The organism is Achromobacter colocynthidis, assembly GCF_057334535.1.
On sequence record NZ_JBHFIZ010000037.1, the window covers coordinates 495444 to 512831 of the forward strand.

General features: G+C 65.3%; 20 protein-coding genes. 11 read left to right on the forward strand and 9 right to left on the reverse strand.

Translation table 11 applies throughout. From position 1 onward, the window contains the following. Positions 1-87 precede the first annotated feature (87 nt). Together ACE04A_RS21980 and ACE04A_RS21985 are read right to left on the reverse strand one after the other, a co-directional pair. The gene (locus tag ACE04A_RS21980; protein WP_259250186.1) at positions 88-1062 is read right to left on the reverse strand and encodes a sialic acid TRAP transporter substrate-binding protein SiaP; all 975 of its coding nucleotides are present in this window, start codon (positions 1060-1062) and stop codon (positions 88-90) included. A 127-nt stretch (positions 1063-1189) separates the two neighbouring features. After that, positions 1190-1924, reverse strand: a complete 735-nt coding sequence (locus tag ACE04A_RS21985) for a FadR/GntR family transcriptional regulator (RefSeq protein WP_279995796.1) — start codon at positions 1922-1924, stop codon at positions 1190-1192. 201 nt (positions 1925-2125) lie between these two features. On the opposite strand from ACE04A_RS21985, the gene ACE04A_RS21990 reads away from it, so the two are divergent. Genes ACE04A_RS21990 through pyrF form a run of 3 tightly spaced genes read left to right on the forward strand, consistent with a single transcriptional unit; the run spans position 2126 to position 4718 of the window. Continuing rightward, positions 2126-2524, forward strand: a complete 399-nt coding sequence (locus ACE04A_RS21990; protein WP_448716420.1) for a diacylglycerol kinase — start codon at positions 2126-2128, stop codon at positions 2522-2524. Positions 2525-2572: 48 nt separating this feature from the next. After that, a complete protein-coding gene (locus ACE04A_RS21995) occupies positions 2573-3892 on the forward strand; it encodes an NAD(P)/FAD-dependent oxidoreductase (protein WP_259250189.1) in 1320 nt (439 codons plus the stop codon). Positions 3893-3899: 7 nt separating this feature from the next. Further along, entirely contained in the window at positions 3900-4718 is an 819-nt protein-coding gene (gene pyrF / locus ACE04A_RS22000) for an orotidine-5'-phosphate decarboxylase (RefSeq protein WP_259250191.1), read from the forward strand. Between the two features lie 27 nt (positions 4719-4745). Here the strand turns inward: pyrF and ACE04A_RS22005 are convergent, their stop codons facing one another. From ACE04A_RS22005 to ribBA, 6 genes are all read right to left on the reverse strand, one after another. Continuing rightward, positions 4746-5309 carry a CinA family protein gene (locus ACE04A_RS22005; protein WP_279995795.1) on the reverse strand — a complete coding sequence of 188 codons (564 nt, stop codon included), beginning with the start codon at positions 5307-5309 and terminating at the stop codon, positions 4746-4748. After that, positions 5306-5842, reverse strand: a complete 537-nt coding sequence (locus ACE04A_RS22010; protein WP_259250194.1) for a phosphatidylglycerophosphatase A family protein — start codon at positions 5840-5842, stop codon at positions 5306-5308. Before ACE04A_RS22010 ends, ACE04A_RS22005 begins: the two co-directional genes overlap by 4 nt. Positions 5843-5921: 79 nt before the next feature. Further along, positions 5922-6887, reverse strand: a complete 966-nt coding sequence (gene thiL, locus ACE04A_RS22015; RefSeq protein WP_485820523.1) for a thiamine-phosphate kinase — start codon at positions 6885-6887, stop codon at positions 5922-5924. 176 nt (positions 6888-7063) lie between these two features. Next, positions 7064-7573 (reverse strand): transcription antitermination factor NusB, encoded by a 510-nt coding sequence (gene nusB, locus ACE04A_RS22020; RefSeq protein WP_006227614.1) that lies wholly within the window; start codon positions 7571-7573, stop codon positions 7064-7066. Next, positions 7542-8072, reverse strand: coding sequence for a 6,7-dimethyl-8-ribityllumazine synthase (ribH, locus tag ACE04A_RS22025; RefSeq protein ID WP_268081170.1), 531 nt, complete (start codon positions 8070-8072; stop codon positions 7542-7544). Before ribH ends, nusB begins: the two co-directional genes overlap by 32 nt. Before the next feature lie 10 nt (positions 8073-8082). Next, the gene (gene ribBA / locus ACE04A_RS22030; protein WP_485820524.1) at positions 8083-9261 is read right to left on the reverse strand and encodes a bifunctional 3,4-dihydroxy-2-butanone-4-phosphate synthase/GTP cyclohydrolase II; all 1179 of its coding nucleotides are present in this window, start codon (positions 9259-9261) and stop codon (positions 8083-8085) included. Positions 9262-9409: 148 nt separating this feature from the next. Here ribBA and ACE04A_RS22035 point away from each other — a divergent pair, with 148 nt between their 5' ends. The 6 genes from ACE04A_RS22035 to phnE (ACE04A_RS22060) all read left to right on the forward strand — a co-directional run bounded on the left by ACE04A_RS22035 (position 9410) and on the right by phnE (ACE04A_RS22060) (position 14710). Beyond that, positions 9410-10246 (forward strand): HAD-IIB family hydrolase, encoded by an 837-nt coding sequence (locus ACE04A_RS22035; protein ID WP_279995792.1) that lies wholly within the window; start codon positions 9410-9412, stop codon positions 10244-10246. Between the two features lie 13 nt (positions 10247-10259). After that, positions 10260-11075, forward strand: coding sequence for an IclR family transcriptional regulator (locus ACE04A_RS22040; RefSeq protein WP_259250207.1), 816 nt, complete (start codon positions 10260-10262; stop codon positions 11073-11075). Between the two features lie 157 nt (positions 11076-11232). Continuing rightward, the gene (phnD, locus tag ACE04A_RS22045) at positions 11233-12231 is read left to right on the forward strand and encodes a phosphate/phosphite/phosphonate ABC transporter substrate-binding protein (RefSeq protein WP_259250208.1); all 999 of its coding nucleotides are present in this window, start codon (positions 11233-11235) and stop codon (positions 12229-12231) included. Positions 12232-12237: 6 nt separating this feature from the next. Continuing rightward, the gene (gene phnC / locus ACE04A_RS22050; RefSeq protein ID WP_259250211.1) at positions 12238-13008 is read left to right on the forward strand and encodes a phosphonate ABC transporter ATP-binding protein; all 771 of its coding nucleotides are present in this window, start codon (positions 12238-12240) and stop codon (positions 13006-13008) included. Then, positions 13005-13889 (forward strand): phosphonate ABC transporter, permease protein PhnE, encoded by an 885-nt coding sequence (gene phnE / locus ACE04A_RS22055; RefSeq protein ID WP_448716425.1) that lies wholly within the window; start codon positions 13005-13007, stop codon positions 13887-13889. Before phnC ends, phnE (ACE04A_RS22055) begins: the two co-directional genes overlap by 4 nt. After that, positions 13886-14710: a phosphonate ABC transporter, permease protein PhnE gene (gene phnE, locus ACE04A_RS22060; protein WP_100854477.1), complete on the forward strand. Its 825-nt coding sequence runs from the start codon at positions 13886-13888 to the stop codon at positions 14708-14710. Before phnE (ACE04A_RS22055) ends, phnE (ACE04A_RS22060) begins: the two co-directional genes overlap by 4 nt. Before the next feature lie 7 nt (positions 14711-14717). On the opposite strand, the gene ACE04A_RS22065 is transcribed toward phnE (ACE04A_RS22060), so the two are convergent. Next, positions 14718-14864: a hypothetical protein gene (locus ACE04A_RS22065; RefSeq protein ID WP_259250214.1), complete on the reverse strand. Its 147-nt coding sequence runs from the start codon at positions 14862-14864 to the stop codon at positions 14718-14720. Between the two features lie 58 nt (positions 14865-14922). On the opposite strand from ACE04A_RS22065, the gene ACE04A_RS22070 reads away from it, so the two are divergent. Together ACE04A_RS22070 and ACE04A_RS22075 are read left to right on the forward strand one after the other, a co-directional pair. Then, positions 14923-16581, forward strand: a complete 1659-nt coding sequence (locus ACE04A_RS22070; protein WP_447991528.1) for a CYTH and CHAD domain-containing protein — start codon at positions 14923-14925, stop codon at positions 16579-16581. 581 nt (positions 16582-17162) lie between these two features. Continuing rightward, the gene (locus tag ACE04A_RS22075) at positions 17163-17354 is read left to right on the forward strand and encodes a hypothetical protein (RefSeq protein ID WP_485820525.1); all 192 of its coding nucleotides are present in this window, start codon (positions 17163-17165) and stop codon (positions 17352-17354) included. Positions 17355-17388 lie beyond the last annotated feature (34 nt).

Consider the following 17388-nt stretch of genomic DNA (forward strand, 5'->3'; position numbering starts at 1 on the left):
CCCCCCCCCCCCCCCCCCCCCGGTTCCGTGGGTAGCGACGACGGACAGCTACCGTGTGCCGCTACCCCGTGCAGCGAACACACGCGGCTACTTCACCGCCTGGATCTTTTCCCAATCCGACTTCTGGTAGCCGTATTGCTCGAACGGCACCTTCTCCAACACGGTCTTGCGGAAGTCTTCAACATTGACCTCGGCCACGTTCAGCCCGCGCTGCTTGAACACATCCACCATTTTCTTTTCGCTCGCGGCGACCTCGGCCGAGGCCTTCTCCGCCGCCTGCTGCGCGACTTCGGCGAAGACCTTCTTGTCGGCATCGGACAGGCTCTTCCAGAGCTTGCCCGAGATGACCGTATTCAGGTGGTCGACGATGTGGCCCGTCAGGATGATGTTCTTCTGCACCTCGTAGAACTTCTTGGCTTCAATGGTGGTCAGCGGGTTCTCTTGCGCTTCCACCGTGCCGTTCTGCAAGGCCAGGTAGACCTCGGCAAACGCAATCGGCGCGGTGTTGGCGCCACAGGCGCGCGGCATGGCCAGGTAGGCAGCCACGTCCGGTACCCGGATCTTCAAGCCCTTCATCTCGGTGCACTTGGTGAAGGCGCGGTTGGATGTGGTCTGGCGCGTGCCGTAGTACGTGGTGGCAACGATGTGGTTGCCGCTTTTCTGGTCGTAGCCTTGCGTCAGCTCTTTGTAGACGTCGCTCTTGGTGTAGGCGATCAGGTGCTCGGGGCTGCGGAAGGTGTAGGGGTAGTACGTGACGCCGATGCGCGGGAAGCTCTTGGCGGCGAAGCTGGACCCGGAAATGATCATGTCTACCGTGCCCAGGGTCAGCCCCTGGTTGATGTCGTTTTCCTTGCCCAACTGAGAGGCGGGATAGACATCGATGTGATAGCGGCCGTTGGTGCGTTTTTCGATTTCCTGCGCCGCCCACACCGACGAGGTATGGAAGGGTTCGGATGTCTCGTACACGTGCGCCCATTTCAACTTGGTTTGCGCCAGCGCGCTGCCACTGACGGCCAGCGCGACGGCGGCAAACAGCACTTTGATAGCGTTGCCTTTATTCATGTTGTCTCCTCTCTTTGAGGTGGCGGGCGCGGCGTATGTTGTTTTGGGCCGGCCCGCTTTATGTTTCACATCGGAATTTCACATACAGGTTGCACCTTCGTACTGCGACTACGGATCCCCGGTGGCGTCAGGACGCCGCCGGTTCTTTGCTATCGATGCGCATCGTTTCGGCCGCGCCCGGCCAGCTGGCGGTCAAGCGGTCGAACGAGCAGGAAAGATGGTGATGCATGGCGGCGCGCGCGGCGGCCTCGTCGCCTGCTGCAATGGCGCTGATGACGCGGCGGTGCTCGGTGATGGCGGCGGCCCAGCTATCGGGGTTTTCGAAGTAGTCGCCCAGCTTCACGGACAAGGGGTTGTGGCGTTCGTCGAACAACTCGCCCACCACGCGGACCAGCACGGCGTTGCTGGCCATTTCGGCCACGCGCAAATGGAACAGCCGGTCGCCGCGTATGGGCACGCTGGCCGCGCGGGCTTCGTCTTCCATGGCGCCCACCGCCTCCAGCAACCCATCGACCAGCGCGGGGGTTGGGTTGCGGGCCGCCTGCGCGGCAAGTTCGCCTTCAATCGTCCAGCGCGCGCGGATGGTTTCCAAGGGGCTTTCCGCCATCAGGCTGGCGCGCGGCGCGCCCGACAGGCTTTGCACATACACGCCCGACCCCATGCGCACTTCCACCCAGCCTTCCACTTCCAGCGCAATCAAGGCTTCCCTCACCGACGGGCGCGACACGCCCAGCTTCAGCGCCAGGTCGCGTTCCGGCGGCAAACGCGCGCCCACGGGGAATTCGCCGGCCTCGATCAGCAAACGCAGCTGGTCGGCGATCTGGCGGTACAAGCGGCGCGGCTCGATGGTCTGGATCGGCATGGTGGCGGTTGGGGTTGCGTAGGGCTACGGGTGCCCAGGTGTTGCAATATCAGAAAGGTAAAGTGGCCTTACCAATTGACCAGAATCCTGCGCCTGCCCGCGATGCGTCACAATTAGGGTTTGCCCATAGCCCAACATCACGCCATGCGGGCAACCGAACTCTGTTAAAAAGCGGCCACCCTTCCGCCTTACTACGCACTCATGACCCACGACCCGCAACACTCGCCCTTCAAAAGCTCCGGCGGCTTGCGCCGCATCCTGAATGCGCTGCGCTATTCGTGGCAAGGCCTGCAAGCGGCCGTCAAATATGAAGCCGCGTTCCGTCAGGAACTGGCGCTGGCCGTGCTGATGATTCCGGCGGCGTTCTTTCTGGGGCGCACCACGGTCGAGGTGTTTTTCCTGGTGGGCACGGTGGTGATGGTGTTGGCGGCCGAGCTGCTGAATTCCGCCATCGAAGCGCTGGCCGACGCCTTGTCGGTGGAGCGCCACCCACTGTTGGGGCGCGCCAAGGACCTGGGCAGCGCGGCTGTGATGCTGCTGCTGATCTTCGCCGGGGTCGTCTGGGTGGGCGTGGCCATCAGCCGATTCGTCATGCATTGACACGGGCTGCATCCCACGGGGGATGCAGCCGTATTTATACTGGGAGCCATGATGCCTAATTCGACGTCAGCACGCTCTGAACGCATCGTCATCGTTGGCGGTGGCGCGGGCGGCCTGGAACTGGCCGCCAAACTGGGCCGCATCCACGGCCGCCAGCACATCACGCTGGTCGATAGCCGGCCCTTCCACATCTGGAAGCCGTCGCTGCACGAAGCGGCCGCCGGCACGCTGGACATCCACCAGGAAGGCTTGTCCTACCTGATGCTGGCCCACATGAACGGCTTTTCGTTCGCGCAAGGCAGGCTGCTGAGCGTGGACCGCGAACGCCGCCAGATCGTGGTGGACGCCGTCAATGATGCGCAGAATCAGGAAGTGCTGCCGCGCCGTGAGTTCGGCTACGACACGCTGGTGCTGGCCCTGGGCAGCACGTCCAACTTTTTCAACACGCCCGGCGCGGCCGAACACGCCGTCACGCTGGACACCACCGAAAACGCCGAACAATTCCGCCTGACCATGCTGAAAGCCATGGCGCTGGTGGACTTGGCCAAGGTGCGCAACCCGTCGGCCCGGCTGGACCTGGTGATCGTGGGCGGCGGCGCCACCGGCGTTGAACTGGCCGTGGAACTGACCGAAGCCAGCCACGTGGTCAGCGCCTACGGCTTGCCGAACTTCCGCGCCGAACGCGACTTGGCCATCACGCTGGTGGAAGGCGCGCCGCGTATCCTGTCGGCGCTGCCCGAAAAAATATCCGAAGCCGCCACCAACCGGCTGACCGAGCTGGGCATTGGCGTGGAAACGTCATGCCGCGTGTCGGAAGTGACGGGCGATAGCGTCAAGACCGCCGACGGCCGGGAATTCCCCGCCCAGTTGTGCATGTGGGCCGCCGGCATCAAGGGCCCCGCCCTGCTGGCCGACCTGGGCCTGCCGCTGAACAAGCTGGGCCAGTTGGAAGTCAACGAGCGTTTGGAAACCCCCGATCCGCACATTCTGGCCCTGGGCGATTGCTGCGCGGCGCCCTGGCGCGACGGGCGCACCGTGCCCGCGCGCGCCCAGGCGGCGCACCAGCAGGCCGACTACCTGGCCAAGAAGCTCACCGCGCGCCTGCGCCGCACCGCCGAACCCACCGCGCCCTACGTCTACCAGGACCATGGCTCGCTGGTGTCGCTGGGCCAGGACGCCGGGGTGGGCAGCCTGATGGGCAAGCTGGCCGGACGGGGACTGTTCGTAAGCGGTACACTGGCGCGCTTGATGTACATGAGCCTGCACCTGATGCACCACAAAGCGGTGCTGGGCATCTCGCGCACCGCCTCCCTTGCCCTGGCCCGCCTGCTGATGCGGCGCACGCGCCCCCGGGTCAAACTGCACTGAACTCCCCATGAATTTCCTGCAAAAACTCGAACACGCCTGGACCTCCAGCAACTCGCTTCTGCAAGTGGGCCTGGACCCCGACCCCCAACGCTTTCCGCGCGAATTGCAGGACAAGCCGGACGCCATCTTCCAGTTCTGCCGCGACATCGTCGACGCCACCGCGCCCTACGCTTGCAGCTTCAAGCCGCAGATTGCGTACTTCGCCGCGCACCGCGCCGAAGACCAGTTGGAAGCGCTGTGCCAGCACATCCGCGACAAGCACCCGGACCTGCCCATCGTGCTGGACGCCAAGCGCGGCGACATCGGCTCCACCGCCGAGAACTACGCGCGCGAAGCCTACGAACGCTACCAGGCGCACGCGCTGACGGTCAGCCCCTACATGGGCCTGGATTCGGTCGAGCCCTACCTGGCGTGGCGTGACCGTGGCGTGATCGTGCTGTGCCGCACCTCCAACCCGGGCGGTTCGGATCTGCAATTTTTGAAGATGGATAACGGCGAGCCGCTGTACCTGCACGTGGCCGGGCTGGTGGCCGACAAGTGGAACGCCAACGGCCAGTGCGGCCTGGTGGTGGGCGCCACGTTCCCGAACGAACTCGCGGCGGTGCGCCAACGCATTGGCGATGCCCTGCCCCTGCTGGTGCCGGGCATCGGCGCGCAAGGCGGCGACATTACCGCCACCGTGAACGCCGGCGCCAACGCCGCGCGCAGCGGCATGATGATCAACTCGTCGCGCGCCATCATCTACGCCAGCGGCGGCGACGACTGGCGCGAAGCCGCTGGCCAGGCCGCGATGGGCCTGCGGGATGCCATCAACGCGGTGCGTTGATTCTCTGGGTCAACGCGGCGTATTGAATCAGGCCGGCTCGCCCAGCAATTCCAGCAAGCCGCGCAGCGCGAATTCCACGGCGGCCTGACGCACCTGCGTGCGGTCGCCGTTGAACACATGGGTGGCGGCGCGGCTGCTGATGCCGTCATCCACGCGCATTGCAAAACCAAAACACACCATGCCCACCGGCTTGCCCGGCGTGGCCCCTCCCGGCCCGGCGATGCCGGTGGTGGATACCGCCATGTGCGCGGTGGGCGCCGCCAGCAACACGCCGTTGGCCATTTCCAGCGCCACGGGTTCACTGACCGCGCCGAAGTGATGCAGGGCGTCGGGCGATACGTCCAGTTCGGTCACCTTGGCGTCGTTGCTGTAGGTGACGAAGCCGCGTTCGAACCAGTCGCTGGACCCCGCCACCGACGTCATCGCTCCGGCCAAGAGGCCGCCGGTGCACGATTCGGCCGTACCCAACATCCAGCCCTTGCGCCGCATCGCATCGCCCAGCCGTTCGGCCAAGGCGACCAGCGTGGCTTCCGCCAACTGCGCCGCCGAAAGATTCGAACGGGTGACTGCTTGTTGTTCGTGTTCGTTCATCCCAAGACTCCTGTACGCACTACCAAGGCCATAACCAGCAAGGCGTAGCCGGCCGCGACGATATCGTCCCACATGACGCCAAAGCCACCCTTGACGTGGGCGTCGAAGAACTTGATGGGCGGCGGCTTGACGATGTCGAACATGCGGAACAGCGCGAACGCCAGCAACTGCGACAACCAGCCGGCCGGCGTCAGCCAAAGCACCAGCCAGAACGCCACCATCTCGTCCCAGACCATTCCGACATGATCGGATTGCCCAAGTTCGCGGCCCACGCGGTGGCAGGCCCAGCAGCCGTACACAAAGGCCAGCGCCAGGAACACGCCGATGGCCAGGTTCGACGCGGCCGGCGCGGCCGCCACCCAGATACCCCAAGCAAGTAGCGTGCCCCAGGTGCCCGATGCCGGCCGGATCAGGCCGCTGCCCAGGCCGAAAGCGATCAGGCGGCCGGGGTCGCGGCACACCCAAGAAAGCGCGGGATACACGGCGCGCGAACGTTCGCGAATGGAGCGAGATGGCTTGGAGGAAGAGGACATGGATCCTGGGCCGATGGGGGAATGGGGATAAGGAAAAGGGGAAAGGGCAGCGGGAAGTGGCGAAGCGGGGACCGGCTGCTCAGGCGGAGGGGAAATGATCGAAGCCGCCCGGCAGGGCGGTCAGCGGCCGGCCCTGCCCGTCCAGCACTTGCAGCCCCGGTTGCGCCAGCGTCTGGCCCACGCGAGTGACCTGAGCGCTGGCCGCGCGGGCGGCGGCCTGGACGGCATCACGTTGCGCGGCCGGGGCGGTGAAACACAGTTGATAGACGTCGCCACCGCCCAGCACTGCCCGGCGGCGCGGCGCGTCGTCCAGCCCCGACAAGGCGGCGGCCACCGGCATGCGGTCGACTTCCAGGCGGGCGCCCAACCGGCTGGCGGCCAAAATGTGGCCCAGGTCTTGCAGCAGGCCGTCGGACAAATCAACGGCGGCGTGCGCGATGCCGCGCAGCGCCATCCCCAACGCCACCTGCGGCTGCGGCCATTCCAGCGCGGCGCGCGTGGCGGCCAGCAAGGCGTCGTTGGCGGGGTACTGGCCGTCCAGCAGGCGGTAGGCGACATCGGCCGCGCCCAACTCGCCGGATACCCAGATGTCGTCGCCTGCTTGTGCCGCGTCGCGCCGCAGTGCCTGGCCGGCAGGCACGGCGCCAAAGACCGTGACGCTGATCGCCAGGTCATGCGCGCTGCGCGTGGTGTCGCCGCCAATCAGCGGGCAGCCATGGGCCGCCGCCAGCGCGTGGAAGCCTTCGGCGAAGGCGGCCAGCCAGGGTTCGTCAAGGCGCGGCAGGGCCAGGCCCAGCACGCAGCCAATGGGGCGCGCGCCCATGGCGGCCAGGTCGGACAGGTTCACGGCCAGCGACTTGTGGCCCAAGGCGCGGGGGTCTACGTCGGGAAAGAAATGGCGGCCTTCCAGCAGCAGGTCGGTGCTGGTGGCGACCTGCTCGCCGGCGGGCACGGGAAACAACGCGCAGTCGTCGCCCACGCCCAGCAAGCCGGCGGGCGCGGCCCGGGTGAAATAGCGCGCGATCAATTCAAATTCGGACGCCACGGCAACTCCGAGAGGCCGGCACACGGGCCGGCGGGAATACGAATACAAATACCAAATACGAAGGGGTCAGGTGCAGACCACGCCTGGCGCACCGGGAAAGTGCGCGCAGGGCGGCATGCGCCTGACCCCTACACAGGTTGTTGGCCCGAGCCTGCGGCCCGGACCAGCAACCCAGTTCAGCGTCGCTGCTGCGCCGCGGCCTGGACCTCGTTCGCACGCACATCGGCGGCCAGCTTGTCGAGCACGCCGTTGACGAACTTGAAGCCGTCGGTGCCGCCAAACGACTTGGCGAGCTCAACGGCTTCGTTGATGGCAACCTTGTACGGCACTTCAACATGATGAATCAGTTCGAAGCTGCCGATCAGCAGGATGCCATGCTCAACGGGCGACAACTCGGCCAGCGGGCGGTCGACGTAAGGCGTGAAACGCTCGCGCAGCGCGGGCGCTTCGCGCAGGACACCATGCAGCAAGGTCTTGAACCATTGCGCGTCGGCCTCGGAGAAATCCTCGGTGTCGCGCAGATGGGCGTCGATCTCGCCGGCGTCCTGCGTGCCTTCGCCGCCGCGCAACAGCCACGCATAAACGCCTTGCAGCGCGAATTCGCGTGCACGGCGGCGGGCGCTGCGCGCGTTGGCGCGGGCTTGCGCCGCGCTATCAGCGCTTGTCGTCGTCTTCTTCGTCGTCAAAATCTTCGTCCTCGTCGTCTTCGTCTTCGTCTTCTTCCTCGGGTTCCAGCGCCGCCACCAGGTTGGCCATTTCAACGGCCACCTGGGCGCAATCGCGGCCCTTGCCGGCGGCGCGGGCTTGCGCCTGCTCGTCGGTGTCGACGGTCAACACGCCGTTTGCGACGGGGATGCCGGTTTCCAGGGAGATACGGGTGATTGCAGTGGCCGTTTCATTGCTGACCACTTCAAAGTGATAGGTCTCGCCACGAATGACGGCGCCAAGCGCGATCAGTGCGTCGAATTCAAACGTTTCGGCCATGTGGGACAGGGCCACGCCCAGTTCCAGGGCGCCCGGGACGGTGGTGACCATCACGTCGCGTTCGTCCACGCCCAGCTCGGCCAATTCCTTCAGGCACGCTTCGAGTTCGGCCTGACCGATTTCTTCGTTGAAGCGGGCGCGTACGATGCCGATGTGCAGCCCTTCGCCGTTCAGGTCGGGGGTAAGGATGTAAGGGTTCATGTGTCGGCCTTCAGTGTGTTGCGGGAGTATTCTGCGGGTCGCAATCGTAACCCGTAATGGTCAGGGAAAAGCCCGCCATGCTGGGCATCTTGCGCGGCCGGGCCAGGAGCCTCATCTGACCCACATTCAGGTCGCGCAGAATCTGGGCGCCGATGCCATAAGTGCGCAAGCCGAAACGGTCGGTGCTGGCGGCGGCGTCGGCCTGGGCCTTCGGGTCGCTCCAGCCGGCAATCTGGCCAAACAGGTGTTCGGTGGAAGACTGGCAATTCATCAAGACAAGTACGCCGGCGGGCGCGGCGGCAATGGCCTCCAGGGCCTTCGCCACGCCCCAGCTATGCGGGCTGGCGCCGGTATCCAGCACGTCCAGCACGGAAGCCGGTTCATGCACGCGCACCAGCGTTTCGACGTCGGGGGAAACGTTACCATGCACCAGCGCCAAGTGGGCGGAACCGGTGGCGGCGTCTTCGTAGGCCACGGCCTCGAAGGTGCCCCAGGCCGTCTTCATGGGCCGCTTGCCCACGCGCTTGACGATGGACTCGTGTTCGCTGCGGTACTGGATCAGGTCAGCGATGGTGCCGATCTTCAGGTTGTGCTGGCGGGCGAATTCCACCAGGTCCGGCAAGCGGGCCATGGTGCCGTCGGGCTTCAGGATTTCGCAGATGACGGCGGCGGGCGTCAGGCCGGCCATGGCGGTCAGGTCGCAGCCGGCTTCGGTGTGGCCGGCGCGCACCAGCACGCCACCAGGCACCGCGCGCACCGGGAAGATGTGGCCGGGCTGGACCAGATCGGCCGGCTTGGCGTCGCGCGCCACCGCCCCCTGGATGGTGCGGGCGCGGTCGGCGGCCGAAATACCGGTTTCGACGCCTTCAGCGGCTTCGATCGACTGCGTGAAGTTGGTGCCGTAGCGCGTGCCGTTGCGGGCCGCCATCATGGGCAGCTCCAACTGGCGGCATCGTTCTTCGGTCAAGGTCAGGCACACCAGGCCGCGGCCGTGGGTCACCATGAAGTTGATGGCTTCGGGCGTGACGAATTCGGCGGCCATGACAAGGTCGCCCTCGTTTTCACGGTCTTCTTCGTCAACCAGGATGACGATACGGCCGGCGCGCAGCTCGGCGATGATCTCGGCTACCGAAGCGATACCGAAGGATTCCGGCTCGGAGCCGGGCAAAGAGGACAACTGGACGGACATGGCGGGCACGCAAACCAGGCGGGAAAGCCCGGATTTTAGCGCCCCTGGGCCCAGAACCCCTATTGGTCTGCAAGAAGCCCGTTCGGCGGGGGGCATACGGTTAAACTTTCGCCCGGAGATCCCCCTTAAAACTCGAAGGAAAAACCTCATGCAAGCCCTTGCGGCCATGCCTTTGACCGTGGCGGCGGCGGTTCGCGTCGTCCTGACCGACATCGACGACACGCTGACCACCGAAGGCCGTTTGCCAGCCGACGCCTATGCTGCGCTGGAGCGCCTGGAGGCAGCCGGCATCCAGGTGGTGCCCATTACCGGCCGCCCGGCCGGCTGGTGTGACCATATCGCCCGCATGTGGCCGGTGCGCGCCGTGGTGGGGGAAAACGGCGCGTTCTACTACGCCTATGACCGCCAGGCCCGCCGCATGACGACCCATTACTGGACGGACGCCGCCTCGCGCCAGGCCAGCCGCAAGCGCCTGGATGCCATTCGCGACCGCGTCCTGGCCGAGGTGCCCGGGTGTGCCGTCGCCAGCGACCAGGACTACCGCGTGGCCGATCTGGCCATCGACTTCTGCGAAGACGTGCCCGCCCTGCCGGATTCGGCCGTCAGCAAGATCGTCCAGATTTTCCACGACGCCGGCGCGCAGGCCAAGGTCAGTTCCATCCACGTCAACGGCTGGTTTGGCGACTACGACAAGCTGACCATGACGCGCACCATGTTCCAGCGCGAATTCGGCCAGGACGTGGCCGACGCGCTGGACAGCACGCTCTTCATCGGCGATTCGCCCAACGACGAGCCGATGTTCGCGTACTTTCCAATTTCGGTCGGCGTGGCGAACATCCAGGCGCAATTGCACCGTTTGACGGACCGCCCCGCATTCGTGGCGGCCTTTCACGGCGGCGCGGGCTTTGTTGAAATGGCCAATCGGCTGCTGGCGGCGCGCCAAGCATCGCAGCCGCTGCAGCCCACCCCGGCCCAACCGGCGTAAGGTCAGACACACCGTGGCCACCTCCAAGACCCCCGCTGCCTCCGCCAATGACGGCCGCCGCAGCATCCAATCCATCGAAGTGGGCGTGCCGCTGCTGGCCGCGCTGGTCGACGCCGGCAAGCCCCTGACGCTGCGTGACCTGGCGGCGGGCGCCGGCATGACGTCCGCCAAGGCGCACCCCTACCTGGTCAGCTTCATCCGCGTGGGCCTGGTGCAGCAGGACGCCACCACGGGGCAGTACGAACTGGGCCCCTTCGCCTTGCAGATGGGCTTGGTCAGCCTGCAACGCCTGGACCCGGTACGCATCGCCATGCCCGAGATCGCCAAGCTGCAATCCGACATCGGCCATACCTTGGGCATCGCCGTGCTGGGCTCGCACGGCCCCACCATGATCCACATGACCGAAGCCAGCTACCCGGTACACGTGAACATGCGCAAGGGCACGGTGATGTCCATGCTGCACACCGCCACGGGCCTGGTATTCGCGGCGTGGCTGCCGCCCAAGGTCAGCGAACACTACATCGCGCGCGAAGAGGGCGACACCGCCGTCATCGCCAGCGTGCCGCCGCCGCGCAAGGCGTCGCGCGCCAATATCGAAGCGCAGTTGGCCGACATCCGCGTGCACGGCATGGCGCGCGCGCTGGGCAACCCGCTGCCGGGCGTGGACGCGCTGTCGGTGCCGGTGTTCGACAACACCGGCAGCATCGCGCTGGCGCTGACCAGCCTGGGGCCGACGGGATTGTTCGACGTGTCTTGGGACGGCGCCATCGCTCGGCCGCTGCTGGCCTGCGCGCAGGAGATTTCGCGCAAGCTGGGGTATCGGGGCTAGCGGTCCGGGGTTCGACGGTTCGAAAATAAACGAACATAAAACGAACAATTCGAACAAATCCCGAAAAAAAAGGCAGGGACTTTCCCAGGTGTGCCTGTCCCCTTTGTGTGTTTGAATTCAGGAAATATTCAAATTCATTCCCACGAGGAGACAAACCATGCACGCGATGCGTCTATTGCAAGCGGCCGCCCTGGCCGCATTCGCCGTTGGCGGCTCGGCCGCCAATGCCGCCGACACCTGCTCCAACCGCGGCGATCTGGACCAGATGTACTGCGACGCCAACAAGGACCTGGTGGCGGACACCCCCACTGACGCTTCGAAGCAAAAGACCCCGTCCACCCTGGTGTTCACGTACACGCCCGTGGAAGACCCGGCGGTCTACGAAGACATCTTCAAGCCGTTCACCAAGCACCTGTCCCAATGCACGGGCAAGCGCGTGGTGTTCTACCAAGTGCAAAGCAACGCCGCTGAAATCGAAGCCATGCGCTCGGGCCGTTTGCACGTAGGCGGCTTTTCCACCGGCCCCACCGCATTCGCCGTGAACATCGCCGGCGCTGTGCCCTTTGCCGTGAAAGGCTATGCCGACAGCTTCCAGGGCTACAACCTGATCGTTATCGTCAAGAAAGACAGCCCGTACCAGAAGCTGTCCGACCTGAAGGGCAAGAAGCTCGCGCACACCGCGCCGTCGTCGAACTCGGGCCACATGGCGCCCGTGGCCCTCTTCCCCAAGGAAGGCCTGACGCCGGACAAGGACTACAAGGTGATCTTCTCGGGCAAGCACGACCAGTCGGTCATGGGCGTGAACTCCGGCGACTACGACGCCGCCGCCGTGGCATCCGACGTGTTCAAGCGCATGGTCGAACGCGGCCAGGTCAAGGAAGCCGATTTCCGCGTGATCTACACCAGCGAAAAATTCCCGACCTCGTCGTTCGCCTACGCACATGACCTGGAACCGAAGTTCCGCGACCAGATGCTGAAGTGCTTCTACGACTATCGCTTCCCCGCGGAAATGTCGAAGGCCTTCGACGGCGCCGACCGCTTCTATCCGGTGACCTACCAGAAGGACTGGGCCATCGTCCGCCAAGTGGCTGAATCGGGCGGCGAAAGCTTCAACCGCGCCGCTTACGACCGCGAATCCGCAAAGAGCAAGAAGTAATCCAGCATGACGACGTCGCTACGCATTTCCGGCCTGGTCAAGGAATACCGGGCCGGCCGGCCGGTTCTCAATGGCATCAACCTTGAAATCGCCGGCCAAGGCCTGACCGCCATCATCGGCCCTTCCGGCACCGGCAAAAGCACGCTTCTGCGTTGCGTCAACCGGCTGATCGAACCCACCAAGGGCGAGATCGTGCTGCAGTCCCAGGAAGGCAGCGTGGACCTGGCCCGCGTGCGTGGCGCGTCGCTGCGCCGCGCGCGCCGGCGCATCGGCATGGTGTTCCAGGAATACAACCTCGTTGAACGCCTGACCGTAATGGAAAACCTGCTGACCGGCCGGCTGGGATACACCTCGGCGCTCAAGGCCTGGATGCGCCGCTTTGAAGCCGAAGATATCGAGCACGCCTACAAGCTGCTGGATACCGTCGGCCTGGCGGGCTTTGCGGATCAGCGCGCCGATGCCCTGTCGGGCGGCCAGCGCCAGCGCGTGGGCATCGCCCGCGCACTGATGCAGCGCCCCCAGTTGCTGCTGGCCGACGAGCCCACCTCGTCGCTTGACCCCAAGACCTCGGTGGAAATCATGGAGCTGCTGTCCGACCAGGGCAGCGCCACCGGCATTCCCGTCATCGTCAATATCCACGACGTGGAACTGGCCCGCCGCTACGCCACCCGCATCGTCGGCATGTCCGGCGGGCACGTGGTCTATGACGGCGACGGCCAGGGCCTGGATGCCGCCATGCTCAAGACCATCTACGGAGGCGAGTCTTGGCTGGAATGACACCCCTGCGGGGCAACCGCCCCTTTGCCATGTCCGGGCGCGCCAAGGCGGGCCTGGTGTGGCTGCTGATCTACACCGTCTACGCGGCCGCGCAACTGGATTTCAGTTGGGCGCGCTTTGAAAGCGGCATGGGACACGCGTCGACGTTTCTGGCGCGCATGTTTCCGCCCAATTTCGAAAAGCCCGACACCTTGTGGAAGGGCATCGCCGAAAGCCTGGAAATCGCCGTGCTGGCTTCGGTGCTGGGTATTTTGTTTGCGCTGCCCGTGGGGCTTCTGGGCGCGCGCAACATGATGCCCGCCTGGGTGTCGTGGCCCGCGCGTTCGCTGGTGGCCTTGTGCCGCGCACTGCACCCCGTCATCGTTGCCATCCTGTTCGTCAAGGCCGTGGGCTTTGGCGCGCTGGCGGGCATCCTGGCGCTGACGGTGGCGTCCATCGGCTTCATCGGCAAGCTGTTCACCGAAGCCATCGAAGAGATCTCGTTAAAGCAGGTGGAAGCGGTGCGCGCCAGCGGCGCGTCATTCGCCAACGTGATCATCTTCGGCGTGCTGCCGCAGGTGTTCGCGCGCTTCATCGGCTTTGCCACCTATCAGTTCGACTCCAACCTGCGCAACTCCACCATGGTGGGGATCGTGGGCGCGGGCGGGGTGGGCGGCACGCTGTTCTCGGCCTTCCAGCGCTTTGACTACGACTTCGTCAGCGCCATCTTGCTGACCCTGATCGCCATCATCATGCTGGGTGAGATCATCGCGGGCTTCGTGCGCGCCGTGTTCCTGGACAACCTGGGCTTTGACCGCATCCTGCAAGGCCGCTTTGCCGGCGCGCGCGGCATCGGTTCCGGCAAGCCGCCGGTGGCCCGCAAGGCGGAGGTGGAAGAATGAACGCCCACGCCTCTACCCTGAACCCGGCGGGCACGCCGCGCGTGTGGCAGCGTTACAGCATGGGGCAGCGGCTGCTGCGCTTTGCGCTGTACCTGCTGGTGGTCGCGGCCATTGTCCAGGCCATCCGTGGCGTGGAAGTCATACCGGAATTCCTGTATGACGCCCCCGAGCAGATGGCCGACCTGTTCCGCCGCATGTGGCCGATCGACTGGGCCTACTACCCGGATGGCGTGCACGCGGCGCTGATCGAAACGCTGCACATCGCCACGCTGGGCACCATCCTGTCCGTCTTCATGGCGGTACCGGTGGGCTTGCTGGCGGCCAACAACCTGACGCCCAGCAAAACCATCAACATGCTGGCGCGCTTGATCCTGGTGTCCAGTCGCTCGGTCAATTCGCTGGTGTGGGCGCTGCTGTTCATCGCCATCTTCGGGCCCGGCGCGTTGGCGGGCACGCTGGCGATTGCGTTTCGCTCCATCGGTTTCGTCGGCAAGCTGGTGGGCGAAGCCATTGAAGAAGCGCAGCGCGGCCCCATCGAAGCCGTGACCGCCACCGGCGCCAGCAAGGGCTCGGTGCTGTGGTATGCCTACTGGCCGCAGATCCGCCCGGCGTTCTGGTCCATCGTGCTGCTGCGCTGGGACATCAACGTGCGCGAATCCGCCGTGCTGGGCCTTGTAGGCGCGGGCGGCATCGGCATGGCGCTGGACACGGCGTTGAACCTGTTCCAGTGGGATCGCGTGGCCTTGGTGCTGGCCGCCATCTTCGTGGTCGTTGTGCTGGCCGAAATCATCATCACCCAGGCGCGCAAACGGATTCTGTAGTTGCATCTTATTTACGCTTGTCGGTTTCCCCTGACCAGCGCTCCTTGGCGCCGCCCTTGAAAAGGGGCGGCGTTTTTTCTTTTGCTGCGGTGCCCGCTTGTTTCGCGCAACAAATGGCGTCTATGCTCGATATGACCAAAATATGAACGGTCATCAAATCCCGCCCCTTGCTTGATTAACATCTCGGCTTTTGCCGTCGGACACCCACCGCCATGTCGGAACAGGAATTGAAACTGCACGTGCCCGCCGCTACGCGCCAGGCCGTGCAGAAGGAAGTCAAGCAACGCGAGGCCACGCGCATTCGCCTGCATGCCATGTATTTCGATACACCCGAGCGTGAACTGGCGCGTGCGCGCATTGCCATCCGCTTGCGCCAGGAAGGCAATGATTGGGTGCAGACGCTGAAGATGCCTGGCATCAACGCCATCACCCGCATCGAAATGAACCACCCCCGCCCCGGCCCCGTGCTGGACCTGTCGGTGTATGCAGGCACCGAAGTCGAAGCGGCGCTGAGCGCCATCAAGGGCGAACTGGGCCTGCGCTATGAAACCGACGTGCTGCGTTTGCTGCGCAAGGTGCGCACGCGCTACGGCACGGTTGAACTGGCCTACGACACCGGTATCCTGCGCGCGGGCGCGCTGGAACTGCCCATTTCGGAACTGGAATTTGAACTGGTGTCGGGCCGCCCCGCCGCCATCTTTGCTGTTGCGCGCGGCTGGCAGCAGCGGCACAGCCTGGTGCTGGACCCGCGCAGCAAATCCGAACGTGGCGATGCGCTGGCGCAGTTGGCGGAACGGCTTGCCGAGGAAGACGCGAAGGCGGGCGATGACCTGGAAGCACGCCGCGCCCAAGCCATTGCCCAGTTCTGGGCGCCACGCGGCGCGGCCTCGGTCAAGCTGCGCGAAGACATGACGGCGCCGCAGGCCTTGGGCCGCATCGCCGCCGAATGTTTGGACCAGATCGCGCGCAACGCCGCGGTGCTGGCTGAAGTGGACACCGAAGGCGTCTACCGCGCCGGCAATTCCGAACACGTGCACCAGTTGCGCGTGGGCGTGCGCCGGCTGCGTTCGGCGTGGAAGCTGTTCGAAGGCTGGGTGGCGCCGGTGCCCGACGCCATGCTGCAAGGAGTGCGCACGCACTTCGCCGCCTTTGGCGCCAACCGCGACCAGGACGTGCTGAACGAAACCGTGGCGCCCGCGCTGCTGCGCGCTGGCATGCCCGTCATCCCGATGGAAGCCGCGCCGCCCGAGCAGGACGCGCAGACGATCGCCGGCGGCAAGGCCTTCCAGGCGTGGCTGCTGGACCTGCTGGAATGGAGCCTTGACGTGCCGCCCGCGCTGCCGTCCGACGGGGCGCAAACCATCGCCAACGGCACGCCCAGCGACACCGCGCCCGAACCCGCCATCCGGCTGGAAGGCGGCTTGTCGGTAGCCAGTGTCAAGCCCACCATCATTCCCATGCTGGCGCCCGAGCCGGATCCGCACCGCTTGCGCAAGCAGTTGGCGCGCCGCCTGCACCGCTGGCACAGCAAGGTGGCCGACCAGGGCACGCAGTTCGCCAAGCTGGACATCCCCACCCGCCACGAATTGCGCAAGCGCGGGAAACGGCTGCGCTACAGCCTGGCGTTTGCCGAATCGCTGCTGCCCGCCGCCAAGCTGCGCGGCTATCGCAAGCTGCTGTCCAAGGTGCAGGACGTGCTGGGCGAAATCAACGACCTGGCCGTCGCGAAGGACTACTACGAGTCGTGTACCGCCACACATCCGCAAGCCTGGTTCGCTTTGGGCTGGATCAGCGCCCGCCTGGAGGAATTGGCGGTAGAAGCACAAAAGGCCTTCGACGCCCTGGCGCAAAGCAAACCGTTCTGGCGTTGAAGAAGATCGCCCCGTAGTCACGAAAGACCATGACTTCGTAGGATGGGTGAAGCGCGCGGTGTGGGCGGCAAGATCGCAGGGGCACCATCGCGCGTAACCCATCTTGCGGCGGTCCGATTTATATCCACAGGCAGCTGATGGGTTTCGCGCGTTCGGCGCTTGGGTTCTTCTGAAGTGTCTTCTCGCGCTACACCCATCCTACGATCGCGCCATTGACCATGCCCCGTAGGATGGGTGAAGCGCGCGTTGCCGCCGGCAAGATCACAGAGGCCCCATCGCGCGCAACCCATCTTGCAGCGGTCCGGTCCACCCCCCCCCATTACCCCATTTTCACGACAGGCCGCGTTGCGGTTTGCACCTGGAAACGCATCTCGCATGACGTTTCAAAAAAAGGGCCATAGTCAGCAACGGGTCAGCTTCCGGTCAATTGTTCGACATCCGCGGCGTCAATACTGGTTTGCTGTCGCCCGGCCATCACGCGTTGGGCGCATTCGTGGCCCGCTGCATTCGCCCGACATTCGTCCTGTGTGACGGCACGACGGCCCCTGGCGGGCCGTCAGCCCACCCACAATGACCGAACCATGAAACACCCATCCTGCTTGCTCGCCCATGCAAGACGAGGCCTTGCCGCCTTTTGCGCCTTGTCGCTGGTCTTCGCGCTGTCCGCCTGCGGCGGCGACGACGACAGCGACGCTGACGAACCGGCTCCTGCCCCGCCCACGACGACGCCCACGACACCGCCCGCCGCGTGCGCGGTGCATTGCGCTCCTTGAGTCGTCCAAGCCCCTTGAATCGCTTGAGCCCCTC